This window comes from Pseudoalteromonas shioyasakiensis (assembly GCF_001550135.1).
In the GTDB taxonomy this organism is placed as follows: domain Bacteria; phylum Pseudomonadota; class Gammaproteobacteria; order Enterobacterales; family Alteromonadaceae; genus Pseudoalteromonas; species Pseudoalteromonas shioyasakiensis.
In genome coordinates, this window is sequence record NZ_LRUE01000013.1 from 132,044 (window position 1) to 159,009 (window position 26,966).

Annotated in this window: 23 protein-coding genes and 5 tRNA genes; 24 read left to right on the plus strand and 4 right to left on the minus strand. The window is 42.7% G+C overall.

Translation table 11 applies throughout. The features are described from left to right. Window positions 1-39: 39 nt before the first annotated feature. Window positions 40-738: a tRNA1(Val) (adenine(37)-N6)-methyltransferase gene (locus tag PASHI_RS05880; RefSeq protein ID WP_062564895.1), complete on the plus strand. Its 699-nt coding sequence runs from the start codon at window positions 40-42 to the stop codon at window positions 736-738. Window positions 739-741: 3 nt separating this feature from the next. On the opposite strand, the gene PASHI_RS05885 is transcribed toward PASHI_RS05880, so the two are convergent. Together PASHI_RS05885 and PASHI_RS05890 are read right to left on the minus strand one after the other, a co-directional pair. Continuing rightward, complete coding sequence (locus PASHI_RS05885; RefSeq protein ID WP_062564896.1) at window positions 742-1,425, minus strand: hypothetical protein; 684 nt, start codon at window positions 1,423-1,425, stop codon at window positions 742-744. Window positions 1,426-1,482: 57 nt separating this feature from the next. Further along, window positions 1,483-1,917 carry a hypothetical protein gene (locus PASHI_RS05890; RefSeq protein ID WP_062564897.1) on the minus strand — a complete coding sequence of 145 codons (435 nt, stop codon included), beginning with the start codon at window positions 1,915-1,917 and terminating at the stop codon, window positions 1,483-1,485. Window positions 1,918-2,021: 104 nt separating this feature from the next. On the opposite strand from PASHI_RS05890, the gene PASHI_RS05895 reads away from it, so the two are divergent. Further along, window positions 2,022-2,450: a DUF2147 domain-containing protein gene (locus tag PASHI_RS05895; protein ID WP_062564898.1), complete on the plus strand. Its 429-nt coding sequence runs from the start codon at window positions 2,022-2,024 to the stop codon at window positions 2,448-2,450. Between the two features lie 43 nt (window positions 2,451-2,493). Here the strand turns inward: PASHI_RS05895 and fldB are convergent, their stop codons facing one another. Beyond that, the gene (gene fldB, locus PASHI_RS05900) at window positions 2,494-3,015 is read right to left on the minus strand and encodes a flavodoxin FldB (RefSeq protein WP_054551247.1); all 522 of its coding nucleotides are present in this window, start codon (window positions 3,013-3,015) and stop codon (window positions 2,494-2,496) included. A gap of 128 nt (window positions 3,016-3,143) precedes the next feature. Here fldB and xerD point away from each other — a divergent pair, with 128 nt between their 5' ends. The 22 genes from xerD to PASHI_RS06010 all read left to right on the plus strand — a co-directional run bounded on the left by xerD (window position 3,144) and on the right by PASHI_RS06010 (window position 23,819). Beyond that, entirely contained in the window at window positions 3,144-4,031 is an 888-nt protein-coding gene (xerD, locus tag PASHI_RS05905; protein WP_408002930.1) for a site-specific tyrosine recombinase XerD, read from the plus strand. Between the two features lie 59 nt (window positions 4,032-4,090). Then, window positions 4,091-4,825 carry a bifunctional protein-disulfide isomerase/oxidoreductase DsbC gene (gene dsbC, locus PASHI_RS05910; protein ID WP_054560813.1) on the plus strand — a complete coding sequence of 245 codons (735 nt, stop codon included), beginning with the start codon at window positions 4,091-4,093 and terminating at the stop codon, window positions 4,823-4,825. A 77-nt stretch (window positions 4,826-4,902) separates the two neighbouring features. After that, window positions 4,903-6,624, plus strand: a complete 1,722-nt coding sequence (gene recJ / locus PASHI_RS05915; RefSeq protein ID WP_062564899.1) for a single-stranded-DNA-specific exonuclease RecJ — start codon at window positions 4,903-4,905, stop codon at window positions 6,622-6,624. A 143-nt stretch (window positions 6,625-6,767) separates the two neighbouring features. Further along, window positions 6,768-7,866 (plus strand): peptide chain release factor 2 gene (prfB, locus tag PASHI_RS05920; RefSeq protein WP_105181232.1). Its coding sequence is split into 2 segments (ribosomal slippage): window positions 6,768-6,842 and window positions 6,844-7,866, totalling 1,098 coding nucleotides; the frame shifts between segments, so codons are not numbered across the junction. A 26-nt stretch (window positions 7,867-7,892) separates the two neighbouring features. Next, a complete protein-coding gene (gene lysS / locus PASHI_RS05925) occupies window positions 7,893-9,428 on the plus strand; it encodes a lysine--tRNA ligase (protein WP_054560811.1) in 1,536 nt (511 codons plus the stop codon). A gap of 252 nt (window positions 9,429-9,680) precedes the next feature. Beyond that, window positions 9,681-9,878 (plus strand): hypothetical protein, encoded by a 198-nt coding sequence (locus PASHI_RS05930; protein WP_055020963.1) that lies wholly within the window; start codon window positions 9,681-9,683, stop codon window positions 9,876-9,878. Between the two features lie 112 nt (window positions 9,879-9,990). Beyond that, window positions 9,991-10,083: transfer RNA gene (locus PASHI_RS05935), tRNA-Ser, on the plus strand. 38 nt (window positions 10,084-10,121) lie between these two features. Beyond that, window positions 10,122-10,198: transfer RNA gene (locus PASHI_RS05940), tRNA-Arg, on the plus strand. A 168-nt stretch (window positions 10,199-10,366) separates the two neighbouring features. Then, window positions 10,367-10,443, plus strand: a tRNA-Arg gene (locus PASHI_RS05945). Window positions 10,444-10,585: 142 nt separating this feature from the next. After that, window positions 10,586-10,662, plus strand: a tRNA-Arg gene (locus PASHI_RS05950). 98 nt (window positions 10,663-10,760) lie between these two features. Then, window positions 10,761-10,837, plus strand: a tRNA-Arg gene (locus PASHI_RS05955). 763 nt (window positions 10,838-11,600) lie between these two features. After that, window positions 11,601-13,037 (plus strand): alpha/beta fold hydrolase, encoded by a 1,437-nt coding sequence (locus PASHI_RS05960; protein WP_156426463.1) that lies wholly within the window; start codon window positions 11,601-11,603, stop codon window positions 13,035-13,037. Further along, window positions 13,021-13,893, plus strand: coding sequence for a hypothetical protein (locus PASHI_RS05965; RefSeq protein ID WP_062564901.1), 873 nt, complete (start codon window positions 13,021-13,023; stop codon window positions 13,891-13,893). The genes PASHI_RS05960 and PASHI_RS05965 overlap by 17 nt, the downstream gene beginning before the upstream one ends. A gap of 208 nt (window positions 13,894-14,101) precedes the next feature. Beyond that, on the plus strand, window positions 14,102-15,352 hold the full coding sequence (locus PASHI_RS05970; RefSeq protein WP_156426464.1) for a hypothetical protein: 1,251 nt from the start codon (window positions 14,102-14,104) through the stop codon (window positions 15,350-15,352). Window positions 15,353-15,380: 28 nt separating this feature from the next. After that, window positions 15,381-16,757, plus strand: coding sequence for an SH3 domain-containing protein (locus PASHI_RS05975; protein ID WP_062564903.1), 1,377 nt, complete (start codon window positions 15,381-15,383; stop codon window positions 16,755-16,757). Window positions 16,758-16,765: 8 nt separating this feature from the next. Continuing rightward, on the plus strand, window positions 16,766-17,878 hold the full coding sequence (locus PASHI_RS05980) for a mandelate racemase/muconate lactonizing enzyme family protein (RefSeq protein ID WP_062564904.1): 1,113 nt from the start codon (window positions 16,766-16,768) through the stop codon (window positions 17,876-17,878). After that, window positions 17,875-18,624 carry a L,D-transpeptidase family protein gene (locus PASHI_RS05985; protein ID WP_082710872.1) on the plus strand — a complete coding sequence of 250 codons (750 nt, stop codon included), beginning with the start codon at window positions 17,875-17,877 and terminating at the stop codon, window positions 18,622-18,624. Before PASHI_RS05980 ends, PASHI_RS05985 begins: the two co-directional genes overlap by 4 nt. An 80-nt stretch (window positions 18,625-18,704) precedes the next feature. Beyond that, window positions 18,705-20,273 carry a sodium:solute symporter gene (locus tag PASHI_RS05990; RefSeq protein ID WP_062564906.1) on the plus strand — a complete coding sequence of 523 codons (1,569 nt, stop codon included), beginning with the start codon at window positions 18,705-18,707 and terminating at the stop codon, window positions 20,271-20,273. Continuing rightward, complete coding sequence (locus PASHI_RS05995) at window positions 20,274-21,185, plus strand: glucosamine kinase nucleotide-binding domain-containing protein (RefSeq protein ID WP_062564907.1); 912 nt, start codon at window positions 20,274-20,276, stop codon at window positions 21,183-21,185. Next, window positions 21,175-22,110 carry an N-acetylmuramic acid 6-phosphate etherase gene (murQ, locus tag PASHI_RS06000; protein ID WP_062564908.1) on the plus strand — a complete coding sequence of 312 codons (936 nt, stop codon included), beginning with the start codon at window positions 21,175-21,177 and terminating at the stop codon, window positions 22,108-22,110. The genes PASHI_RS05995 and murQ overlap by 11 nt, the downstream gene beginning before the upstream one ends. Continuing rightward, a complete protein-coding gene (locus PASHI_RS06005; RefSeq protein ID WP_062564909.1) occupies window positions 22,110-23,288 on the plus strand; it encodes an exo-beta-N-acetylmuramidase NamZ family protein in 1,179 nt (392 codons plus the stop codon). Before murQ ends, PASHI_RS06005 begins: the two co-directional genes overlap by 1 nt. A gap of 102 nt (window positions 23,289-23,390) precedes the next feature. Continuing rightward, entirely contained in the window at window positions 23,391-23,819 is a 429-nt protein-coding gene (locus tag PASHI_RS06010) for an energy transducer TonB (RefSeq protein ID WP_062564910.1), read from the plus strand. A 64-nt stretch (window positions 23,820-23,883) separates the two neighbouring features. Here PASHI_RS06010 and PASHI_RS06015 read toward each other — a convergent pair whose 3' ends face one another. Beyond that, window positions 23,884-26,904 carry a carboxypeptidase regulatory-like domain-containing protein gene (locus PASHI_RS06015; protein ID WP_062564911.1) on the minus strand — a complete coding sequence of 1,007 codons (3,021 nt, stop codon included), beginning with the start codon at window positions 26,902-26,904 and terminating at the stop codon, window positions 23,884-23,886. Window positions 26,905-26,966: the final 62 nt, after the last annotated feature.

Here is a 26,966-nt window from a genome sequence, read left to right on the forward strand (position 1 = left end):
ACGCGTTAACGCGGCTGTGGTGAATGAAAAGGTGAAAAAATGTCAGGCTTTGTGTTTAAACAATTTACGGTAACGCAAACACGCACGGCGATGAAAGTGTCGACCGATGGTATTTTGTTAGGTGCATGGGCTGATATAAATAAAGCTAAACGCATTTTAGATATAGGGACAGGCACAGGGCTGTTGGCGCTTATGGCAAAACAAAGAGTGTCTGATGCAAGTGTGAGTGCCATTGAAATAGACACGGGTGCCTGCAGTGATGCCCGAGATAACTTTGCGGCTAGCCCTTGGCCAGAAATAAACCTTTTCGAAGGAGCTGTACAGTCGTTTAGCGCAGCAGAGCCTTTTGATGCGATCATCACCAACCCACCTTATTTTAATGCGAGCCTAAAAGGTGATAATCATGCTCGAAATACTGCCCGCCATACTGACGGCCTTAGCTTCAGCGAATTGATAGAAGCGTGTACTAGGATTAGCCACGGCAAAACGCTTTTGAATGTGATTTTGCCTTGCGTAGAGGCAAAACAATTCATTGCGGTAGCTGAGCAGGCAGGCTGGTACTTAAATCGCCATTGCTTGGTACGTACAACCGAGAAAAAACAACCAAGTCGTAGCCTGTTGTTACTCAGCCAAAACAACGGCGAATGTGATACATCATCGTTAACCATACATGCAGCTGATGGCAGCTATAGCCAAGATTATAAAGAGCTCTGTAAAGCTTTTTACCTAAAGATGTAATGGTTATTCAGCAATGCTCGCTTCAAGGCCATCTTCACTTAAAAGTAAAGTGTATGACTGCCCATATGATGCGTTGCAGATTGCGACAGGTTCATAAACTCGCTTATCTTCATCATTGAGCTTTGATACTTTTAAATCATCAGCGCAGTCATCAATGTGGTACCAGTAACTTAATTGATTTTGATATAAATTGACGATTTGCTTTTCGACTTTTAAGCGAAGGTTTTCAGTTGCGAGAATACGTATAGCAAAAAAGTCATCTTTATCATCATTGGCTTTTTTGACGAGTGTTAAACGAAGCTTTTCTTCATTTTGCCAAGCCACAAAATGATAAGGTTGATTTTGCTCTACCTGATACATCTGTGTGGCTGAGTTAGTTATGTCGCTGTGATCGACTACATAAAATGAAATACGACTACGTTCATTGTGAGCATGTGTTACATCAACGGGAAGTGATTGCGATGCAAGCGTATCAATATAGTATTGAGAGTCTTTAACTTCTTGAGCATCACCAAACAGGTCAGTGTTTGCCATGTAATAGTCCACTTCTAAATCAGTGGTATTTACGAGTGTGTAATTGTTCTCATACATTTCATCGCCAAAGTTATGAGTTTCTTCAACTTCTAATTCATCACAACCAGTTAGCAAAATACTTGCGGCAATCATTATAGGTAGCGCACTTTTCATTGTTATTCCTTTTACAAATGAAGGAGCTGATTAGCATACTTATAAGTTATTGTACCTTTATTGGTTGTTAAATTGTACCGGTGGCTGTAATTGCATTACTTCATCAAGCTGAATTTGTTGCACATATTCAAGCTCTAATAGGGCGTCTAACACGGCTTTACTGTGCGACTTTTCTATTTCGGCACTGCAAAAGTCAATAATGCTAAAGCGGCGCTTGATCAGCAGACCGTTGATGTCAGGTAAAGGATGTGTGGTTTCAATTAGCACGCGGGTCGTAGGGCAAGGGTCGGCATAGCCTGAACGTAATAACTTTTTTAAATTAAACAAGTTATCATCAAGCCGACCCAGTTCAATGGCGGCTTTAGCGCTATCAGGAATAAATAATGGCTCAGCAAAGCGATTTATTTTTATTTCGCCCGCGGCGTTAATTGTAGCTACCTGATTACTGTCGTAACTGACAATATCACCGGTAATTAATGTGAATTGACTCATTGTGTTCCCTCGCAATGTTGTGTCGATTTCGGAGCTTAGCAAAATGGTGTGTTTGCTTAAGCCCTGATATAGTGCCAAAGTCTTAAGTTTTATACGAGTTTTTTATGTTCCGTTTATCAATTGTTTTATCTGCCTTATTATTTTCTCAGTTGAGTTTTGCTACATTGACGCCTGTGGGTCTTTGGAAAACTATTGACGAAGAAACGAATGAAGCGAAATCTTTAGTACGTATTAGTGAGCAAGATGGTGTGTTGGTTGGTAGTGTTGAAAAAATCCTTAACCCAGCCAAGCAAGACGCAATCTGCGAAGAGTGTAAAGGTGATAAGAAAAATCAGCCAATTTTAGGGTTACAAATTATAGAAGGTGCTAAAGATGCCGGTGATGGTAGCTGGCAAGAGGGGGAAATTCTAGACCCAAACAATGGTAAAACCTATACCCTTAAACTAACACCACAAGAACAAGGTAAGGTACTTGAAGTACGCGGTTATATTGCATTTTTCTATCGTAATCAATACTGGCAACGCGTTGAATAATCATTAAAAAAGCCAAGCAATGCTTGGCTTTTTTATCCATGACTTACAAGCTTTCGCTGTACTCAGTCATGACTTGTTCAACCCAGCTTGCGATACGCTCATCGCTGAGCTCGTATTGACTGTCCTCATCAAGGGCTAAGCCAACAAATTGTTTGCCATCTTCAGTGAGTGCTTTTGAAGCCTCAAATTCATAACTTGCATCGTTAGGCCATTTGCCTAACAAGGTAATGCTTTGATCACAAATTTCATCGTGTAACATGCCAAGTGCGTCTTGGAACCACTGACCATAACCTTGTTGATCGCCCATACCAAACAGAGCCACGGTTTTGCCGTTTAGGTTAACATCTTTAATGTCGTCCCAGATTGATTCCCAATCTTCTTGCAACTCACCAAAATCCCAAGTTGAAATGCCGAAGATCACGAAATCAAATTGCTCTGCATTTTTTAATGGCTCATCTTTGATATTGTGAAGGCTCACTATATCGTGACCAATAATATCGCGAATTTTCTCTGCCGCTATTTCTGTGTAGCAGGTTGTAGAACCATAAAATAAACCAATCTGCATCGTATTTATCACTATGTATTTGCCTGATATGATAGGCGTAAGTTTACCGTAAGGTATAATCAATTGATACCTTGATAAGGATGAGAGTACGCGTGGCTGATAATAATTCACAAGCCCAAAAAGGTGTAATAACAGCAAATAACGCCGAACATTTAGAGTTATTTTTAGATACGCTGTATCTTGAGCAAGGGGTCAGCGAAAATACACTCGCTGCTTATCGCAGTGACCTTGAAAAGTTTTGCCAATTTTTAAAAGATAAAGACCTACTAGCTGTTCGCTCTGATGATATTGAAGCGTATTTAGCATACCGTGTTGATTTAGGGCTGAAGTCGCGCAGCACAGCGCGAAGCATCAGTGCGCTTAAGCGTTTTTATCAGTATTTTGTACGCGAAAAAGCCATTGCCGATTCGCCGATGGTCAATATTGCTCAACCAAAAGCTGGGCAGTCATTACCAAAAACGCTGTCAGAAGCCGAAGTCGAAGCTCTGCTTGCAGCCCCAGACATAGAAGATCCTATGGGACTTCGCGATAAAGCCATGCTTGAGCTGTTATATGCTACTGGGCTTCGTGTTACTGAGCTGGTGGGACTCAGAATGGAGCAAATTAATCTGCGCCAAGCGGTGGTCTTTGTAAAAGGTAAGGGTAATAAAGAGCGTTTAGTTCCCCTAGGCGAAGAAGCAATGTACTGGCTTGAGCAGTTTTTAAAAGTGGGTCGTTCGCAAATGATTAAACATGCCACTGACTTTGTGTTCCCATCAAAGCGCGGGATTGGCATGACACGACAAACTTTTTGGCATCGCATCAAACACTATGCTATTTTGGCATCAGTTGAATCGCCGTTATCACCGCATACGCTCAGACACGCGTTTGCAACGCATTTGCTTAATCATGGGGCGGACCTTAGAGTCGTGCAAATGATGTTAGGTCACAGTGACTTATCAACAACACAAATTTATACCCATGTAGCGAATGAAAGATTGAAGTCGGTACACGAGCAACATCATCCACGTGCTTAGTGCAAGATTTTTAAAGATGTACCGGTCTATATAAAAAATGATCAGGATATAGGATATTTATGAAAAAGTTAGTTTTAGCCACAGCACTACTAGGCACAAGCTTAAATGTGTTTGCCAATGGCGTATCAACAACAGATGCTGCTGATGCCCCTATTATTGCTAAGTTTGCTGAATTAGGCGTAACCGTTAAGCAAATCAACCCAAGCCCAGTGGCAGGCCTTAAAGAACTAATTACTGATAAAGGCGTGCTGTACGCAAGCCCTGACGGTCAATTTCTAATGCAAGGAACACTGATTGACCTTAATAACCGAGTTAATCTAACAGAGCATGCACTGAGCGATGTACGTAAAGAAGGCATTGCTGAGTACGAAGACTCAATGATCGTTTACAAAGCGAAAAACGAAAAGCATTCAATCACAGTCTTTACCGATATTACCTGTGGTTACTGCCGTAAGTTACACCGTGAACTTGATGATTTCTTAGATGCGGGTATCACGGTTAAATACCTAGCTTTCCCACGTGGGGGCTTACGTGGTAAAGGTTACCAAGATCTAATGAATGTATGGTGTGCTAAAGACCCTGCTGAAGCGTTAACAGAAGCAAAAGCGGGTGCAGAAGTCGCAGACGTGCCAGGTTGTAACGCGCCAATTGCTGAGCATTACCAACTAGGTCAAAGCTTTGGTATGTCGGGTACTCCAGCAATTATTTTAGAAGATGGCACCATGATCCCAGGTTATCAATCAGCTGCGCAAATTAGCCAAGCGCTTGATGCCTTACCAAAAACATCTTCATAACTGATTTTTTAAACGAAAAGGCCTATTTTTCGTAGGCCTTTTTTATTTGTATTAAGCAAAGAAGTACCATTTCCGACATGGAAAAAATAATTCAAGCTCGTCCTCATGTTGATGATTCGCATTTACCACACCATTTACACCCTGTAATTAAGCAAATATATGCGACTCGACAGGTGCAAAGTGCCACCGAACTCGATAATAGCGCTGCGACATTACATGACTTTAAGTTGTTTAAAGATATCGACAAAGCTGTGGTGCTATTGCAACAAGCCCTCGCGGCTCAAAGTCGCGTGTTAATCGTCGGTGACTTTGATGCCGATGGCGCAACCAGCACAGCAACCTTAATGCAAGGTCTTGCTATGTTTGGCTTAAAGAACCTTGATTACTTGGTACCTGACAGATTCAGCCTAGGTTATGGCTTAAGTCCTGCGCTTGCTGAGCAAATAGTGACTATGCAACCCGAGCTGGTGATCACTGTTGATAACGGTATTTCATGTATAGATGGCATTGCAATTGTTAAGCAAGCGGGTATTAAAGTGCTGGTAACTGACCACCATTTACAAGGTGAAGCCCTGCCAGATGCTGATGCCATCGTGAACCCAAATCGTCATGACTGTCAGTTTCCATCGAAATCAATAGCAGGCGTTGGGGTCGCTTTTTATCTGCTTATTGCTTTACGTAGCCACTTACGTGAACAAGGATATTTTCAGCATCAGCCAATGCCAAATTTGGCTGAGTTACTTGATATTGTAGCCCTTGGTACCGTTGCCGATGTGGTCGCTCTTGATGCCAATAACCGTACCTTAGTTCATCAAGGTTTAGCACGTATTCGCAGTGGTAAAACACGCCCAGGTATCAGTGCCTTAATCGAAGTGGCAAATCGTAATGCTGCCCGTTTAAGTGCCAGTGACTTTGGCTTTTCATTAGCGCCACGCTTAAATGCTGCAGGGCGTCTTGATGATATGAGTTTAGGTATAGCCTGTTTGTTATCAAACGATATAAACCAAGCACGCCGAATTGCCGGTGAGCTCGACAGCCTCAATCACGAGCGCCGTGAAATAGAGCAGGGCATGCAAACGGAGGCACAAGCTGTGCTTGACCGTTTAGCATTTAAAACTGAGTCAGTGCCTGATGCCATTTGTTTATATCAAGCTGATTGGCATCAAGGTGTGATTGGTATTTTGGCTGGCCGCTTAAAAGAAAAGTATCACCGCCCGACGATTATTTTTGCAGCGGGCGATAACGGCGAAATAAAAGGCTCTTGCCGCTCCATTGAAGGGCTGCATATGCGTGACTTACTTGAGCGAGTAAATACGCTCTATCCGCATTTAATCAGTAAATTTGGTGGTCATGCTATGGCGGCCGGGCTGAGTATCAATGAGCAATGTTTTACTGAATTTAAAACCGTGTTTGAGCAAATGGTAACAGACACACTCACTGAAGAGCATAAGCAAAGTATTTTACTTACTGATGGTGAATTACCTAATGAGTGCTTTTCGATGGAGTTTGCCAACTTACTAAAAAATGCCGGCCCCTGGGGGCAGCAATTTCCAGAACCAGTGTTTGAGCATGTATTCGAAGTGATACAGCAGCGCATTGTCGGTGAAAAACACTTAAAACTAGTTTTAAAACATCAGTCTGGACGATTAGTTGACGGCATTGCATTTGGTGTTGATGTGCGTGCATGGCCAGATACCGAAGTGCGTTATGTGAAAGCTGCTTATCAACTCGATATAAATGAATTCCGTGGTAAATTCTCGTTACAGTTGATTATTCGAGAGCTACAAAAAGCGACATAAAAATATCGTTATAATCGACATAAAAGGCTAATAAAACGCTCGGTTTTTTGTTAAAATCGGGCGTTTTTAATATTTGTAGATAATTTACCGTATTTATTGTCGATAACGGTGCGCGGTAAATCAGCCATTTTGGAGTAATGTACATGTTTGAAGTGAATCCTGTGATTAATCAAATCAAGGAAATTCGCGAACGTACTGAACTGCTTCGGGGGTACCTTTGACTACCCTCTTAAGAAAGAGCGGTTAGAAGAAGTTAACGCAGAACTTGAAGATTCAGCAGTGTGGAATGAGCCAGAGCGAGCTCAAGCACTTGGCCGTGAAAAGTCGGCACTCGAAGCTATCGTTGAGACCATTGATAATCTAGTGTCAGGTACCGAAGATGTTGAAGGTTTAGTCGAGCTTGCTGTTGAAGCAGAAGATGAAGAAACCTTCGCAGAAGCCGAAGCTGAATTAGGCGATTTAAACGCACAGCTTGAAAAGCTAGAGTTCCGTCGTATGTTCTCAGGCGACCATGACCAAAACGATGCTTACCTTGATTTACAATCAGGTTCTGGCGGTACCGAAGCCCAAGACTGGTGCAACATGCTACTACGTATGTATTTACGTTGGGGTGAAGCAAAAGGCTTTAAAGTTGAACTGGTTGAAGCAACTGATGGTGATGTGGCTGGTATCAAAGGCGCAACAGTGCGCTTTGTTGGCGAATATGCATACGGTTGGTTACGTACAGAAACAGGTGTTCACCGTTTAGTGCGTAAGAGCCCGTTCGACTCAAGTGGTCGTCGTCATACCTCGTTTGCATCGGCATTCGTTTACCCAGAAATCGACGATAATATCGAAATTGATATTAATCCGGCAGACTTACGTATTGACGTTTACCGCGCATCAGGCGCCGGTGGTCAGCACGTAAATACAACAGAATCTGCGGTTCGTATTACTCACATACCAACTAACACTGTTGTACAGTGCCAAAATGAGCGTTCACAGCACAAGAATAAAGACCAAGCAATGAAGCAGTTAAAAGCGAAATTGTTTGAGCTTGAAATTCAAAAGCAAAATGCTGAGAAACAAAGCCAAGAAGATGCTAAATCTGATATTGGCTGGGGTAGTCAAATTCGTTCATACGTACTTGATGACTCGCGCATTAAAGATTTACGTACAGGCGTTGAAAACCGTAATACACAAGCGGTTCTTGACGGCGACTTAGATAAATTTATTGAAGCCAGCCTTAAATCTGGCCTATAACCACCAAGCTAAAAAAGAGCTAAAAAATGACTGATCAAATCCAAGACGAAAATAAGTTAATCGCTGAGCGTCGTGGCAAATTAGACGCAATCCGCGAAAATTGCCCAGCCAACGGTCATCCAAACCAATTCCGTCGTGAACATTACACGGCTGATTTGCAAGCTGAGTTTGGTGATAAATCGAAAGAAGAATTAGTTGCTGAGCAACACGTTGTATCAGTTGCAGGTCGTATTCTTGCAAAACGTGGTCCTTTCCTTGCGTTACAAGACATGAAAGGCCAAATTCAAGCGTACGCATCAAAAGACGTACAAAAAGAATTAAAAGCAAAATATGGTCAACTTGATATCGGTGACATCATCGGTGTTAAAGGCGCACTAAATAAATCAGGTAAAGGTGACCTATACGTAGAAATGACAGAGTACGAGTTACTGACAAAGTCATTACGTCCGTTACCAGAAAAATTCCATGGTTTATCTGACCAAGAAACTAAATACCGTCAACGTTATGTTGACTTAATTACTAATGAAGCGACGCGTGAAACCTTCCGTATTCGCTCAAAAGTTGTTGAAGGTATCCGTCGTTTCTTAGCTGATCGTGACTTCATGGAAGTTGAAACGCCGATGTTACAAGTGATCCCGGGTGGTGCGTCTGCACGTCCATTCGTAACACACCACAATGCACTTGATATCGACATGTACTTACGTATTGCCCCTGAACTTTACTTAAAACGTTTAGTTGTGGGTGGCTTTGAGCGTGTATTCGAAATCAACCGTAACTTCCGTAACGAAGGTTTATCAACGCGTCATAACCCAGAATTCACAATGATCGAATTCTACCAAGCATACGCTGACTACATTGACCTGATGAACATCACTGAAGACATGTTACGTACTGTTGCGACAGACGTACTTGGTTCACCAATTGTTGTAAACACAACGAAAGATGAAAACGGTGAAGTGGTTGATTCAGTAGAGTACGACTTTGGACAACCGTTTACTCGTTTAACAATGAGCGAGGCTATCCTTAAGTACAATCCAGACTTTGATGCTGCGGTATTTAATGACCCTGAAAACCATTTTGAAGAACTTAAAGCGTACGCGAAGCAAGTACACGTTAAGATCCCAGAAAACTGTGTATGGGGCCCGGGTAAATTCCTATGTGAAATCTTCGAAGAGACAGCTGAGCATAAGCTAATTCAACCGACTTTCATTACCGCTTACCCGTGGGAAGTATCTCCACTTGCACGTCGTAACGATGAAAACCCATTTGTAACTGACCGCTTCGAATTCTTCGTTGGCGGCCGTGAATTAGCAAATGGCTTCTCTGAGCTTAACGATGCACAAGACCAAGCAGAGCGCTTTACTCGTCAGGTTGAAGAGAAAGACGCTGGTGATGATGAAGCGATGCACTACGATGATGACTATATCCGTGCATTAGAATACGGCTTACCACCAACAGCGGGTGAGGGTATTGGTATCGATCGTCTAGTGATGTTATTTACTGACTCACCAACAATTAAAGACGTGATCCTATTCCCACACATGCGTCCTCAAGCTGATTAATCAGCTAAAAGTCTTGAAAACGCCGCTTTTTAGCGGCGTTTTTGTTATCAGAAATTTCTGATTTTTATTGCTCTCAATTTTAATACTCAATTGTAATTAGCTGATCTAAAAAGAAATGCTGAATTAGTCTTCCAACAAAGTTACTAAGTTGTAAAATTTTTCTACAAATACAAAGGCCAATAGTATTATTTTTAGCCAAGATATGACATCATTGCGCAATTCTCGTTCAATGTATAAATGGACTTAATAATAATGACTAAAAAGCCTTCGCCGTTGCCTACAGATACGAACAAAAGCGAGCATCAACGTGAAGATTTTTATCGTGCTTGCATAGCCGAATTCCAACAATTGGGTTATCAAGATCAATACCTCGCAGAGTTAACTGATGAACTAATCCCATTGACGGGTCTTGAGCCGTTGAGTGATAAAGAAAAAACGGCGAAAGGATAAACAAAAACAAGCTGTTTAGGCTCGTTATGGACAATCTATAACCATCTATGCGATTTTCCTTGAAAAGTGTTTGACATATTTCCTGAAATCTTTATTATACGCCCCACAAGACGGAGAGGTGGCCGAGTGGCCGAAGGCGCTCCCCTGCTAAGGGAGTATAGGGTTTGTAGCTCTATCGAGGGTTCGAATCCCTCCTTCTCCACCATTTTTCCTAAAATGGCATGTCTTGAAAGTAATATGTGTGGACGCGTAGCTCAGCTGGATAGAGTACCTGGCTACGAACCAGGCGGTCGGAGGTTCGAATCCTCCCGCGTCCGCCACTTTTTACTTTAACTCTGCATCGAGTATAAGATGTTAGTAAATTTGGTCGGAGGTTCACTCTTTCAAGAGACGTCCCGCAACCGCCACTTTTTACTTTGACTCTGCATCGAGTATAAACTTGAGTCTCTTGCTAAGAGAATAAATTAGCAATATTCAAATGTGCGTGTGGACGCGTAGCTCAGCTGGATAGAGTACCTGGCTACGAACCAGGCGGTCGGAGGTTCGAATCCTCCCGCGTCCGCCATATTTGAAACTCATATCGAGTATAAAGATACAAATTTGGTCGGAGGTTCACTCTTTCAAGAGACGTCCCGCAACCACCATATTTGAAAACTCACATCGAGTATAAAGATAAAATCATTGCAAGATTATAAAATGCAACTTGCGGACGCGTAGCTCAGCTGGATAGAGTACCTGGCTACGAACCAGGCGGTCGGAGGTTCGAATCCTCCCGCGTCCGCCACTTTCTCTTAGAAAGTGACATAAGCCGACAAGCTGTCGGTTTTTTTGTGTCTTTAAGATACAGTCAATGCAAGACTTAAACATGCATCATCACACTGCGGACGCGTAGCTCAGCTGGATAGAGTACCTGGCTACGAACCAGGCGGTCGGAGGTTCGAATCCTCCCGCGTCCGCCACTTTTCTCTTAAGTAGAGTTAAAGTGACATAAACCGACGAAAGTCGGTTTTTTTGTGCCTGCAATTCGCGTAGGAGCGACTTCAGTCGCGAACATCACGCTCCCACACCCCAAATTAAACCCCAACTCAAAATGCAAAAATGCACCCCGTAGGCGTGAAACTTGTTTCGCGCGCATCACGATGCTGTCGCCATAAATGACGACCTACAGGTAGGAGCGACTTCAGTCGCGAACACCTCACTTCCACTCCACAAATAAAACCCCCAACTCAAAATACAAAAAATGCACCCCGTAGGCGTGAAACTTGTTTCGCGCGTATCATGATGCTGTAGCCATAAATGACAACCTACAGGTAGGAGCGACTTCAGTCGCGAACACCTCACTTCCACTCCACAAATTAAATCCCAACTCAAAATACAAAAAACGCACCCCGTAGGAGTGAAACTTGTTTCGCGCGTATCACGATGATGTCGCCATAAATGACGACCTACAGGGTAGGAGCGACTTTAGTCGCGAACACCTCACTTCCACTCCACAAATAAAACCCCCAACTCAAAATACAAAAAATGCACCCCGTAGGCGTGAAACTTGTTTCGCGCGTATCAAGATGTAGTCGCCATGAATGATGATCTACACCTCTCACATCTTGCTATCTATCCCAGAATAACCATTTCTCTATATTAGGTTCATGCTCATGCATTATTTACATTTAACAGACAAAGGGTACAATCTCGCTAATATAATAATAATTAAACCAATATCCCTTGCGTCTATTTCATTTATTCTTTTTTTATTGCATTTTGCTTGGTTCGTTTGCTGCGCAAAGCGAGCCAGTTGCATCACAATCAACACCATTAAACCAACAACAAATCCAAGCACTCAAATTTGAATCTCCAATTAAAGCAGATTGGTTGTTTAGTACTTACCAAGAGTCCGTATTTAATTCATCAATTTTGGTCTTAGAGGCCGGTGATAAAAAGTCGCCGCCTTTGCTGCTTGTGCATGGTTTAGGCGTATTAGGTATGCAAGATTGGTTTGGGGTTATGCCTGAACTCACTAAGCATTATCATGTTATTGCGATTGATTTACCTGGTTTTGCTCACTCAGAAAGCCCCGAAGGGCGTTACTCTCCTCGCAATTATGCTGCTGTACTGGCGGAAGTGGTCGATCACTATATTGCTGAACCAACCACGGTTGTGGGTCACTCGATGGGGGGCGCGGTCAGCCTGTATTTTGCTGGCAAATACCCGGAGAAACTCAATAAACTGGTGCTAGTCGACGCAGCGGGTATCTTACATAAAGTGGCATTTATAAAGCCTATCTCCAACGTACCTAAGCCTAATACTAAGCTACCTAAATTTCTCTCAACTAAGTTAGCTCAGCTCAATGATTTTACAACCGGACTCATTGAAGAAGGGACGATTGATTCATACCTGACAGAGTTATTGCAGCGTAGTGATGGTGCGTGGAAGCTAGTAATGGGTGAAACACCAAATATGAATGCAGCGCTGAGTTTAGTTGAAGAAGACTTTAGCGAGATTGTCAGCAATCTGAAAATAGAAACACATATTATTTGGGGTGAAGAAGATGCCGTCGCTCCATTACGAACTGCAAAAGTATTGAACAGCCAGCTAATCAATAGTGATTTAGCTACTTTGCCTGATGTGGGTCATGTGCCAATGAAGCAACAGCCCAGCCAGTTTTTAGCTTTATTAAATAGTGCATTAACTGGGGAAGTTAAAAAGCCAGCCAGTGCAGAAGTTTCTGATAAACAAATCGAGACATTTCATTGTGAAGATCAGCACAGCCGCAAGTTTTCAGGCCATTACCGTCATATGATCATTGAAGACTGTAATAATGTGTTACTTAAAAATGTGGTTGCTGAATCTATCCGTATTAAAGATTCTTTAGTGAGATTAGAAAATGTAAGCTTATCAGGGGCTAAACTCGCTTTGAATATTAAGCGTTCTGTGGTTGAACTAACCAATGTCACTATTACGGCACAACAAGGTGTAAAACTGAATGAAAGCCGATTTGATGGTGCTGGTGTGCAAATCAATGCATCTGAGCATGCAATAAGCGTTGTCGATGACAGTAATATTATATTCTCGTTAAGTAGAATCCATAGCCCGATATACCAAGGTTTGGCACATGATGCCATAGAAGTAGAAAAAGGAATTATTGATGACCGCTTTAAATAGCATCCCTTTTGTTAAATTAGCAGCGTGCTCGCTGTTTTGTGTCGCTTTACTAAGTGGTTGCAAATCAACAAAGACTGAGCAACAACAATATGCTGATCTACAAGATAGTTTTAGTTATGAAACGTACAGGGGAGTGTCGAATACCAGTGTCGATACCATTGCTTATGGTTATAACAAACTGCAAAAAGAACAGTTAGAGCAAATAGGTGCAATTGAGCCAACACTGACTCATGCCATGATGAGCTACATTTTGAGCCTTGGTGTAAGTAAAGATTTTGCAATTGCAGAAAGCGACTTAGCGCTTGCTAAAGCGACTGATATGCGGGGTAAATATTTAGCATACAGTGCTCAGTCTTTAGCTTTTTATAACAAAGGCTGGCGTAAAATGGCTAAACAAAAAGCTGACTTCATTCGCACCGATCCTTTGTTTGCGACAGTGAGCCAGAGCTATCCAAAAGAGCAGCTTATTTCTTATCTTATTATTGGCAGTGTTGCAGTACGCGATGGTGACCTAGCGACAGCACAAAACATGTTTTATGTGATTGGTGAGCAGATTGAAAAACCCTGGTTACCAAGCTTAGCAAAAGCGTTAACGATAACCCTAAATGGCTCAACAATAGACTCATTAATCATGCTAAAAGATATCAGCACAGATCCCTCTTTAAACGGCTATGAACGTGAGAAAATAGCCGAGCTGATGGATGTTGCGCAAAGCAAATTAAGCGATAAAAAGAAGCGTCAAAAAATCACCTATATTGCTGACGATTTCTTTCTCGACCGCATTAAGGATAAAAGCTCAACGCTATATCGTGATTTGATCACTGACTTACAAAAATACACTGAGCAAGTTCTGTAATCTCTTTATAAGTTGAGTGTAGTTTCACACTCAACTTCACCTAAATCCTCACTGTTTCAAATCCTTTACGCATTAAAACCGAGTTAATTTGCTTCACGGTCAATTTGTGTTAGATTTAATAAAATATTCCAAAAATAATAACAAGTGGGAATTTTATTTTATGTATGCGAAAGGTGCATATCAAAAACGGCTGGCTATAAGTTGCGGCTTGATGCTTTTGACTGGTTGTGAAGCGAACACAGAAAAAGCCCCATTAACCGACCAACAATACTTTGAGCAAGTAATGTTAGCACCCGCTATTTTGCCAAAAGACTTATCTAATAGCGGCTGTTTATCACTCGAAAATGAAAGCAACCTGCAAGGTTATAAATCAGCGGCTGAGGTTAATTACCAGCAGGCGGGTTGGCAAAACAGAGTTGCGGCCGATTGGCAGTATTTTTTAGCCCCAGAGCAACCGGGCAAGCTACTCCTAATCGATTATCAAGTTCAATCTGGGCAATTAGCTTACCGGTATTTAAGTGACGGCAGCCACAATGAGTTGTATGAACCTTGGAGTTCATCAAAAATTCAAGCGTTTAGCGGTGCGCTGTCAAAAGTAAGGCAATCCCACCCAGAGCTTGGTGCAGCTTCTTTTGCCGGTGATATGGCACTGGCTGATTTGATCAGCAGTATTAATAGTTACGAAGCATTTGGCAAAGCCGATGGTAATTCAAATGCGATAGCCAGCTATTTTGTCAATGTGGCAGGGCGCGAATATTTACGTGGGCTTTTTAATGATGGCTGGCTAAAACTAGAGGATGAGCGTTTGTTATTTAACGGCGCATATGGCTCAGAGCAGTTTATTCCATCAGACGAATACTGGCATAACCCTGCCAATAATGAGCTTGATGCAAAGATACCTCGATACAAAGCAAGCAGTGATGATCCTGGCTATTTAGGGTATCGTTGTGAGAGTTGTGGTTTAACGGGCAACAAAGCAATGACCACACTTGCTCAAGCGGAATGGTTAAAACGTCTGGTTAGTCATCAGCGTGAACCAAGTACGCAAATGCCTTATTTACAAGCAAGTGATGTTGATGTGCTACTTAACGGCACAGGTCATACAGATGAACATGCTCCTGTAGGCGGTATGATTGTGGGTATCAGTCATATCGTTACAAATGCATTGGCAAATGTTATTGCGCCAAATGATAGTCGCTCTGCAAAAGAAGTGCTCGATAGCGCAACGAATGGGCAATGGCGTGTTTGGCAAAAAATTGGCTGGGGGCCAAGTGAAACGCGCTCCACCACAGAAACCGTAATGTTGGCACATGTGTGTTTAGGCAATTACCAAGGTGGTCGTGAGTTTACGTTTAGTGTACAGCAGTCAACTTCGGGGGCCGACGAAGCCAATTTGCCAATAGTCGGTAAGCAAATGCAGCAAAAGTTGCAGCATGCTTTTACAAAATTATTAGATTAACGCGTTCAATAAGAATTAAGGTACAGCTATGCGTCGTTCAATTATCGCTTTATCAATTACTTTAGGTGTTGCTTTTAGTGCACCTATGCATGCTGAGGGTTGGCAATCAGATGTTATCGGGGTCACGCACTCACAGCTTTCGCCCAGCTACTGGCTAGCACAAGGTGCATCGGCAAAAGTGATCATGACAGAGGCGCAAATTGCAGCCTTCAACGAGAAATTAATTAAAGAAAATAAATACATTGTTGATCCTCTTTCATTTCAAAAATCGCTCACTAAAGACGAGTTAACAAGCGCCATTCATTCGGCAAGTTCAATTCCAAAAAGCCCGCGCTTTTTTACCGACGGCCGCCAACTCACTGCGAAAGACTTTGCCAAATATCAGGAAAACTTAAACCTTAATAAGGTCGCAGATAACAATGAGGTACGTTTTGCTGTAGTCGTTAAGCGCACTGCATTACGTACTTTTCCAACTTGGGATCGGGTTTTAAATAGCGGCCTTGATCAAGACTTAGATCGCTTTCAAGAAAGCGGGATGTTTCCGGGCGAAGCGGTTGCTGTATTACATCAAAGCGCAGATAAAAAATGGTTGTTAGTACGTGCTTACAACTACCTAGCGTGGACGCCTGCCGAAGATCTTGCCTTTGCTGATGCAGATAAAATAAAAGCCTATCGTGAACAAGATGACTTCTTGGTTGTAACCGGTGCAAAAGTAAATACTGCTTATGTGCCAAATGATGAAGGCCTCTCAGAAGTTCAGCTCGATATGGGAGTGCGCTTACCATTAGTTGATAGTGAGCAAGTACCGTATTTGCTAAATGGTCAAAATAGCTATGCTAGCCATGTTGTACAGTTACCAACCCGCGATGAGCAAGGCCAACTTGTTATTAAACCTGCGATGATCAGTAAAACTGCCGATGTAAATTTAGGCTACCTAGACTACAACGAACAGAATCTAATTAAACAGGGCTTTAAGTTTTTAGGTGAGCGTTATGGTTGGGGTCATGATTATAATGGCCGTGACTGCACTGGGTTTGTTGGTGAAATTTATAAGAGCTTTGGCCTACTAATGCCGCGTAATTCAGGGCAGCAAGGCAGTAGTGAATACGGGCAAAATAATCGCTTTGATAAAAATACAGCGGCGGATGCTAAGTTGCCAAAGGTTAAAAACATGGCGATTGGCGATCTAATTTATATTCCGGGTCATGTAATGATGTACCTAGGGGAGCATCACGGTGAGCCTTATGTTATTCATGACGTTAAAGGCTTAGGTTATAACAAAGGCGATGGTAGTTTTTATAGTAGTGCCTTGAATGGGGTGTCGGTCACGCCATTATTGCCACTTAGATTATCTCAAGAAACCAGCTACTTAGATCGTATTTATAACATTAAGCGTATTCGCTAGAGGCCAATATGAAAATTAAAGCTGTTCGCTTTGCAAAGCTCAAAGTGCCATTAGTTACCCCATTTAAAACAGCACTGAGGGAAGTGAGTTTTATTGAGGATTTAGTGGTTTTAATTGATACCGAATGTGGCCAAATTGGCTATGGCTCTGCGGCCTCAACTCCGGTTATTACAGGCGATACCCATCAAGGAATGATAGCGGTCATTCAGCAGTTTATTGCCCCTAAATTAGTGGGGCAAGAAATCGAAAACATTAACCAGCTTACCCACATTATTCAATCAACGGTGGTTGGTAACAGTAGTGCAAAAGCAGCGTTAGAGTTGGCGGTTTATGACTTGTGGGGCAAGCTCTATCAAGCGCCTTTATATAAGTTACTTGGCGGTGGAAAGTCAGCGCTGAAAACCGATATCACCATTAGTGTCGGTAACATAGATAAAATGCTCAGTGATTGTCAGCGAGCGGTTGAGCAAGGTTTTGATGTATTAAAAATAAAAATCGGTAATAACCTTGATCAAGATATTGAACGAGTAAAAGCAATCCATGCAGGGTTTGCCGCTAAGGCGCAGCTGCGTTTAGATGTAAACCAAGGCTGGAATGCCAAGCAAACTGTGTTTGCACTACAGCAACTTGAGCAAGCAGGCGTGGTATTAGAGTTGGTTGAGCAGCCAGTAAAAAGCAGTGATATTCAAGGGCTCAAATATATTACTGAGCGAGTGAATACCCCGATTATGGCCGATGAAAGCGCCTTTTCACCGAAGCAAGTGATCCAACTTTTAGAGCTTGGCGCAGTTGATATTATCAATATTAAATTAATGAAAACGGGCGGCTTAAGCCGAGCAATTGAGATTGCTAATATCACAGCCCAATACCAAGCAGAGTGTATGATAGGTTGTATGCTAGAGGGCAGTATTGCCGTAGCTGGTGCTGCACATTTAGCCTCTGCCAAAGCACAGCAAATCAGTAAAATCGATTTAGATGGCCCAGCCCTTGGTCAGTATGACCCAGTGCAAGGGGGCGTTGAATTTAGCGGTCCACAAATACGCTTATCGGATGCCCCTGGTCTTGGCATTGAATCAATAACGGGGCTTGAACTTATTACAAACGGAGTATGGCCAGCATGAAAAAACTAGTCAGTCTTATTGCAGTTATGAGTTTATCGGCTTGTGCCAGCAAAGAGTTACCTAAACCTGTTATTGATAACAGTCATAAACAACTTGTGGTGGTGGTCGCTAATGATAGTGATGCCATTGATGCCACTCTTTATCGCTTTGAAAAAACCGCTGGCAGCTGGCAACAACAAGGCCAGCAACACGCGGTGGTACTAGGTCGTACTGGCCTTGCGTGGGGAGTGGGGCTGCATCCTGCACAGCCAGGTCAGCAAAAACAAGAAGGCGATGGTAAAGCGCCAGCAGGTATTTTTGAACTTGGTACTGCTTTTGGTTATTTAGATTCATTGCAAACGAACCTCAGTTATCAAGCAATGACAGCAAATGATTATTGTATCGATGTGAAAGGCTCACCGTTTTACAACCAATTGGTTGATAAAACACAAGTTGGTGAAGACGCCGTAAAAGACTCTTCAGAGTGGATGCGTCGTGATATATACAGCCAAGATAATCTTTATAAAAAAGGCATTGTTGTTAAGCATAACCCAAGCAATATCAATGGTGCGGGTAGTTGTATCTTTATGCATTTATGGCGGGCACCAAGTAAGCCAACAGCAGGTTGTACAGCAATGACAGAAAGCGATATGGATGCTCTACTTGCTTGGTTAGATGAGCGTAAAAAACCGTTATTAGTCAGCTTAACCAAAGCGCAATATCAACAAAAGCAAAGTCAGTGGCAATTACCTAACTTAGCTAAATAAAAATAATAAAATAAAAGTATTTTAATTTTGTCATAATGATGGAATAATATATTCCATCAAGGTTTGGGTTAGGATAATAAATGAGTGCAAATTACGCTTTTCTCGATTGGCTAGTATTCGCAAGTTACGGTGCAATTTTATTGCTAAGTGGCTGGTGGTTTAATCGCAAACGCGCTAACTCAAGCCAAGATTTTTTTCTAGGCGGAAATAGCATGCCAACTTGGATGGTGGCTATTTCTGTTTTAGCGACTTCGCAATCTGCGGCAACGTTTATTGGTGGGCCTGATCAAGGCTATCAAGGTGATTTTTCATATATTGCGACCAATATCGGCGCGTTTATTGCGGCATTTATTGTATCGGCGTTTTTAATTCCAAAGTTTTACCAGCAAAAAGTGTATACCGTTTACGAACTGCTTGAAAAACGTATCGGACCAAAAGCTAAGCGCCGTAGTGGCTTGATGTATTTATTTGGCCGTGTATTTGCCAGTGGCGCCCGTTTGTATATGGCAGCGATTGCTGTGGCGATGATTCTATATGGCAATATCGATGCCGACAGTGTGGTTATCGCAACTTTAGTACTGGCGCTTGCAGGTCTGCTTTATACCTTTTTGGGTGGCATTCGCAGCGTTATTTATTCTGATGTACTGCAAAGTATCGTTTATGTCAGTGCGGCTATTGCGGTTATCTGGTGCTTGCTGAGTGTTATTCCGGCTGATTTCTCAACCATAATTGCGACTTTGAGTGAGCCAAGTCCTGGTGCAGACTCAAAACTCGCGCTGTTTAAATTTGATTTAGATTTTGGCCCGTCAGGGGTATTTAACATGGCCTCTGTGTTAACGGGGTTTGTGCTGTTAAATATCGCCGCATTTGGTTTAGACCAAGATATGACGCAGCGCTTATTAACCTGTAAAAGTCCAAAAGAAGGCAGTAAAGCGTTATTACTATCGGTGGTGATGGTGATCCCGGTTATGGCTATTTTTATCTTTATTGGTTTGCTGCTTTATATTGTTTATCAGCAACCTGCATTAATGAATAACGAAGCTGGGCAAACGGTTGTACAAGAATTTAACGGCGAAAAAATCACTATCTTTATGTACTACGTATTAAACGAAGTACCAGCCGGGGTTAAAGGTTTAGTTAGCGTGGGTATTATTGCAGCTGCTATTTCTACTTTGAACTCAGGGCTTAGTTCGATGTCTTCAGTCATTGTACAAGATATCTATCGCCCGTATTTAGAAAAACATAACAAGCAAGTAAGCGATCATCACTTTGTAAAAGCGGGTCGTGTGGGTATGGCACTAGTGAGCCTTGCCTTAGCGCTGATGGCTATTCTTTGTTATTTCTGGCAGCAATACAGTGATATGCCATTATTAAAATTTGCGTTAAGTGTAATGGTATTTTCGTACAGCGGTTTGTTAGGTGTGTATTTTACTACCTTGTTCACCAAACGAGGCAGTGAAGGCTCAGTGTTAGCAGCGCTAATAGCGGGCTTTATGGTGACCTTATTAATGCAGCCGTACATGATTGACTGGTTACTACCCGAATCAATGCGCTTTTACTTAGGATTTACTTGGCAGCTATGCATAGGTACATTGCTCGCAACATTGGTGTGTTGCCTTGGTAAAGCGGCAGACGAGAAGAGTGCGTAAATGGCTGTACGCTATGTTTTAGCCATCGATGGTGGCGGCACCAAAGTGTTAGCAGAGCTAAAAGAGCAGGCAAGTGGCGCGACTTTTCGTGCCCAAGCGGGTTCGGCATCAATTTCGAATGATCTTGATTTAGCGTTAGAAAACATTGTTAAAGTGACCCGCGATGTATGCCAGCAAAGTGGCGCTGAGCCTAGTGAAATCGTCACCGTTATGGGGGTTGCTGGTGGCTCATCGCAGAGCCTTGCAGAGCAATTAACAGTGATGCTCAAGCTGGTGTATGAAATAGAATTTGCCAGTTTGCAAATTACCAGTGATGCAATTACGTCATTATATGGTGCTAATCTTGGTGAACCATGTGTGGTTATTGCACTTGGCACCGGTGCTGTTGGCGCACGATTAAACGCCCAAAAGCAAACTAAGTTGGTGAGTGGCTGGGGCTTTACCATTGATGATTTTGGCGGTGGTGCCCGCATCGGCCTGATGGCTGTGCAGCAACTATTAAACGATATAGATATTTATGATTTACCAAAAAGCCGATTAACGATTCGTTTGAGTGAGCAGCTAGGATGCACTCGTCAAACAATTAGTAGTTGGCTTAAACAAGCAAAACCCGCGGATTATGCAGCATTTAGCCCGTTGGTGTTTAGCTTACAAAGCGACTGTGAGGCGGCAAAAGCGGTTTTAACAGAGCACACCCAGTCGGTGGTTCGGTTAATAAATAAAAGCCGAGGTAACTCGCCGTTACCGGTGATTTTAATTGGTGGTTTGGCGAAAGTCAGCCAACCGTTATTGCCACTTGCCTTACAAAACGAATTATCTCCTTGTAAGGGAGATTCATTAACTGGTGCCGCCATTTTAGCGGCAAAGCATTACCATGACATTATTGAAAAAGGACAACCCAATGAGCCCTGAGCACGTCTTTAAGCAACAACGTGAGTTACTCGAAGAGTTAAACGGTATTGTCTCTGAAGGACAAAACCCAGACACTTTGGATATCGATCTGCTCAGCTCCACTGAGATCCTCACTAAAATCAATAATGAAGATCACAAAGTAGCGGGTGCCGTGAAACTTGTGATCCCACAAATTAGTGAAGCTGTCGATCATGTCGTTGAAGCATTTCAACAAGGTGGCAGGTTAATTTACATTGGTGCTGGTACCAGTGGTCGTTTGGGTATTTTGGATGCGGTTGAATGTGCGCCTACCTATAGCGTAAGCGATCAGCAAGTGCTCGGTATTATTGCTGGTGGTGACACCGCGGTTAAAAAAGCCGTAGAAGGCGCTGAAGATAGTACCACGTTTGCTATTATAGACTTAAAAAATGCCAATTTAACCAGTAAAGATGTCGTGGTTGGTATTGCCGCCAGTGGTCGTACACCGTATGTTTGCTCGGCAATAGAATACGCTAAATCACTTGGTTGTGTCACTGTAGGTGTCACTTGTAACCCTGATTCAGCGGTGATGCGTTTACCACAAATCGGCATTTGCCCTGTGGTGGGTGCTGAAGCTGTGACTGGCTCTACACGTATGAAATCGGGTACTGCACAAAAACTCGTACTGAATATGCTAAGCACAGCTAGCATGATCCGCACAGGTAAGGTGTATAAAAACCTGATGGTTGATGTGAATGCTAGTAATGAAAAGCTGCACGCTCGTGCTATTCGTATTGTGATGCAAGCAACAGATTGTACACAGCAGCAAGCAGTGGATGCATTAAAGCAAGCAGAGCAAAGCGCAAAACTGGCTATTTTAATTGTGTTAACCGGAAAACCAGCTCCTGAAGCAAAACAGTTATTGTCTAAAGCGGGTGGCTTTTTACGTAAGGCGGTTGAGGAATAATGCGTTTTTTAACTGTTTTATTTGTTAGTTGTTTTGCGCTTTTAGGTTGCCAAGAAGCGCCTGAAAATGTGCCTAAAAATGCACAGCCTTTACAGGTGGGCGCAGCCAATTTTCAAGCTTATGTACCTGCATTAACAGGGAAACGTGTTGGCTTGGTCGTTAATCAAACATCAGTGGTGAATGGTCAACATTTGGTTGATGCATTACTTGATAAAGGCGTTGTGGTTAGCAAAATATTTGCTCCAGAGCATGGCTTTCGCGGCGACCATGACGCTGGTGCTCACGTTAAAAGCACAGTAGATGCTAAAACCGGCATTGATGTTGTGTCGATTTATGGCAGTAATAAAAAGCCAAGCCCTGAGATGCTTGCTGATTTAGACGTCATTATTTTTGATATTCAAGATGTTGGTGTTCGTTTTTACACTTATATCAGCTCAATGCACTACGTGATGGAAGCTGCCGCTGAAAATGGTAAAGAGGTTGTGGTACTCGATAGACCAAACCCGAATATAGCTTATATGGATGGGCCTATCCTTGACCCAAAATTTCGCTCATTTGTTGGTATGCACGAAATACCTGTTTTACACGGTTTGACAGTGGCTGAGCTTGCTCAGATGATCAAAGGTGAAGGTTGGATAAATGACGCTGATAAGCTTAAGCTGAGTGTCGTGCCTGTTGCGAATTATGACCGCACTATGGCTTATGAGCTACCAATAAAGCCAAGTCCTAACTTACCAAATGCCCAATCAATTGCGCTTTATCCATCTTTGTGTTTCTTTGAAGCTACGCCTGTGACTATTGGCCGCGGTACTGATTTTCCGTTTCAAGTTGTCGGTTACTCGCCAGTTAAACTGGGCGAATTTAGTTTTACGCCTAGGGCGATTAAAGGCGCTTCAATGCACCCTAAATTCAAAGGGGTCGAAGTATTTGGTCAAGACTTACGAGATGCTGATATTCATGGCCTAGATTTAAGCTTGTTTATTTCGGTTTATCAAAAGCTAAGTGCGAATGAGCAAACGTTTTTTGAACGCGCTGATTTTATGGATAAACTTGCAGGGACTGATAAATTGCGTTTAGCCATTGAAGCAGGCCAAACTGAGCAGCAAATAAAGCAAAGCTGGCAAGCCGACTTAAGTGCTTTTAAACGCAAGCGCTCCCCGTATTTGCTGTATCAATAATAACTAGTTAACTTGTTGAATAAGAACGAGGCACTTGCCTCGTTTTTTTATGCCTATAAAAAGCTATGTTATATTCATGAACTTGATTTGTAAGGATATAGCATGAAAGTTCATTTAATTGCCGTATTTGCATTACTCGCTGGCTGTTCACAACTCCCAAACACTACAACAACTAACTCAACCGATGTACTCGATCTTCGTGATGATAAAAACGCAGCAGAGCAGCTGTGGACACTTAAACATGCAACAAAGCCCAGTTACCCTAAAGCAGCTTTAATATCTAAGCAGACGGGCTGTGCGCGCTTTATTATTACTATTGATAAACAAGGTAATACCACCGATATCCGTTTTGTAGAGAGCTTCCCAGAAGGACTATTTATCGATGTGTCGCGAGAGTCGCTTAAAACTTGGCACTGGCAGGCAAGGGAAAGTAACAGCAAATCGAGAGCGATTATTCGAACTGTGCAACTCGACTACTTTATGAAAGAAGCGAGTAATATGGATGCCGCAAAAGCATTTTGTACAATTTAAGCTTTTACTGTTTTTAAGGCATAAAAAAGGGCCGCAATAGCGGCCCCCAACAGGATTGATAAACTTAGAACTTGAAGTTAAACGACAGCTGCACTCGACGTGGGCTGTAGTAGTTGCGATACTCACCAAAGGTTTCTGACGAGACATAAGGGTTATTGTTATAACCTGTTTGACGGTCAAATACGTTGAAGATATCAGCGCGGAATTGTAGTTCCATGTCACCTGAGAATTTAAAGTCTTGGGTGTAGTTTAAGTCAAGTTGCCAGTGGCTTGGGCTACGACGGCTACCCGCAGGCTCGCTGTAACGTGTGGTACCACTTGAGTAACCGTAGATTGAACCATCCCATGCTTCCCAAGGTTTACCCGACTGGAATACAAAGTATGCACCGATGTTCGCATCCCATGGCACAGTGTAGTAACCATACACTTTTACTTTATGTGGCTTATCACCTGATAATGTACCGTATTTGTAATCCCAAGGGTAACGACCACGGCCATCGCCATAGTTTGATGAACCAATGAAGGTATTAGCATCTGTTGTTGCGGTAGTGTTATCTTGGTCGAAGTTACCGTAGTAATGGCTCCAAACATAAGAGGCATTGATGTAGCTGTTTTCACCTAGGTATTCAGCTTCGATGCTAGCTTCCCAGTACTTGGTTTCTCCGCCATCTACTTCGGCAATAACATAAGAAGAACCACCAATTTCATCACGGATTTCATCTAGGTTATCTACATATAAACCTTTATCTGCAATATGCTGTGGTACGCCATCAGCATCAACGCCAGAGTAGTCAGTTAAACGCGCATTGTTTGGCATATCTTCCCAGAAATGCGATGCCTTACGGTGACGAACATGAGCACGTAATACTAAATCAGAACCCACATATTTAGTGGTACCAAGTGTAAATTCTTTGATTTGACGAGGTGTTAAATCATCAGCAAATACTTTACCTGATGAGCCTTGACGTGGCTCTGCGTAAATTACGTTACCCGCTTCATCAAATTCAACTTCGATTTCGGCACGGGTATTACGGTCCCAAGATGCAGCACGCGCTAATGAGCTTGCTTCAGGGTTATACATTGAGAAGTTTGCAAATACTGAGTCTTGATCTGCATAATTCCAATTCACACCTAAACGCGGTTGGATCATATCTGACCAATCTGTTTGGTACATTTTGTATTTTTCGCCTGGTGCTAACTCATAACCAGAAAGCGTGCCAGATGCCGATTTAAGACCTTGGCCATACCAAGTATCGCGGCTTACGAGTACACCCACATTGTAAGTCCAATCACCTACTTCAATGGTATCGTTGATTTCGAAATTCAGTGTTTCCATTTCTGAGTTGATAGCAGAAACGGCGTCTTCACCAGCAACCAAGCTCATTTGTTGTACGCGAGCACGGTAAATAACCGGGGCAGAGCTGCCTTCTTCTAAGCTTTCATCGAGGCCGCCAACATAAGAGATTCTACCCCAACCGTTTGAAAGGCGAGACAGTACTTCTTTACTTTCTTTCCATTCACCACCTACATGTAACGTATGGTAAGTATCGCCCCAGCTAAATTCATGCTCTAGGTTTAATTCAAAGCTATCACGGTAAAAGTCGATATTATCGTATTGGTAATACGCACCAACACCGCCGCCGCCAAGCATTTCGCCGTTTTCAGTATAACCGTATTGTGCAATTAAAGGTGCGGCGCCTGCATTAAACGCAGCTATTTGCTCTGCTGTGTAGTTATCATCAGCATCTAATAAGCTTGGTACACTGAAGTAACCCATTTCAGTTAGGTTACTTAAGTCAAGTTGACCCGTTAACGATGGCACTACAGATAGTTCTGTATCAGGTGTGGTACCAGACTCTATTTCTAATTTACTGTACTGGAATGAAAGGGTTGTTGCATCACCTAAAAGCCATGAACCATCTAAGGTAAAGATATCTTGGTCAGCTACATCACCTGCAGATACACTGTCAGTTTCGTAAGCGCCAACTGAGCGACCTTCAATGGTCTTTTCTGAGGTACGCTGTGAAATATTAAGTAAAATATCGTCAGTAGGCGCCCAAGTTAACTTACCAAAGTATTCATCACGCACACTCTTATAGTCTTTTACTTCACCATAAGCAGTATCTTTATTAGTACGAGTTTCCTCAGGACGATAATAAGAAGTGTAGAAGTATAAAGAGTCCTCAATAAGCGGGCCGCCTAAACTTGCTGTTAACCAGCTTTTATCTAGCTCATAGCTTTCTTGGCCTGTTGGTGTTGCCACTAAACTCTTAGGTTGAACTTTGTATTCAACATTACCATGGAACTCGTCAGTACCAGATTTTGATACGGTATTGATTGAGAAACCGCCTGAGCGATTAAAACCAACGGCTTTTGCACCACCACGATCCATAGTTACGTAAGCAACGTCATGGGTTGATGGCTCTGATGCTAGGTTACCAAACATAGGTAAAGATACATCAACACCGTCAAAGCCGTACGAGTTATCAACACCTGAACCACCCGCAGACGGACCAAGAGTTGAGTTTTCAGATAGCTCAACACCTGGTACAAGTTTTAATAGGTCACGGTAATCTTGACCAACTGGTACGCTATTGATTGCTTCTTCACCAAGTGAGTTAGTCAGTGCAGACTTACCTTGGCGGAATAATTTACTGCCGGTAACCGTGATGACTTCAACGTTTTCGTTAGCACCACCCATAGTGACGTTTAGGCTCGAAGTTTGTTCAAGTAAAACGTCGACAGTCATAGTTTGAGTTACACCGTTTTTATCGGTGAAAGTCAGTTCATAAGTACCCGGTTTTAACTGCGGTAAGTCATAGCTGCCGTCTTCTCGCGTAACAACAGTACGTGGTTTTGGCATCACATTACTTTTTGCTGTTACTGTGATCCCCGCCAGTGACTGCTGTGCTTCTGGTGATGATACTTTACCTTTGATCCCCCCGGTTAGATTTGCAAAGGCTGGCGCGCTGGCGAGTGCTGCGGCCATAACAACACCTGTAAAGGCTGTTTTCTTTGCGCGAAGTGCATTGCTAGTCGCTTTCGCTATATAGCTCATTGCGAGTGTGGATGCATGTTGTTTCATTGTTTCCCGTCCTTATATTTATATGCTTTGCTGGACTACTTACCCAATTGAGACTTATGAAC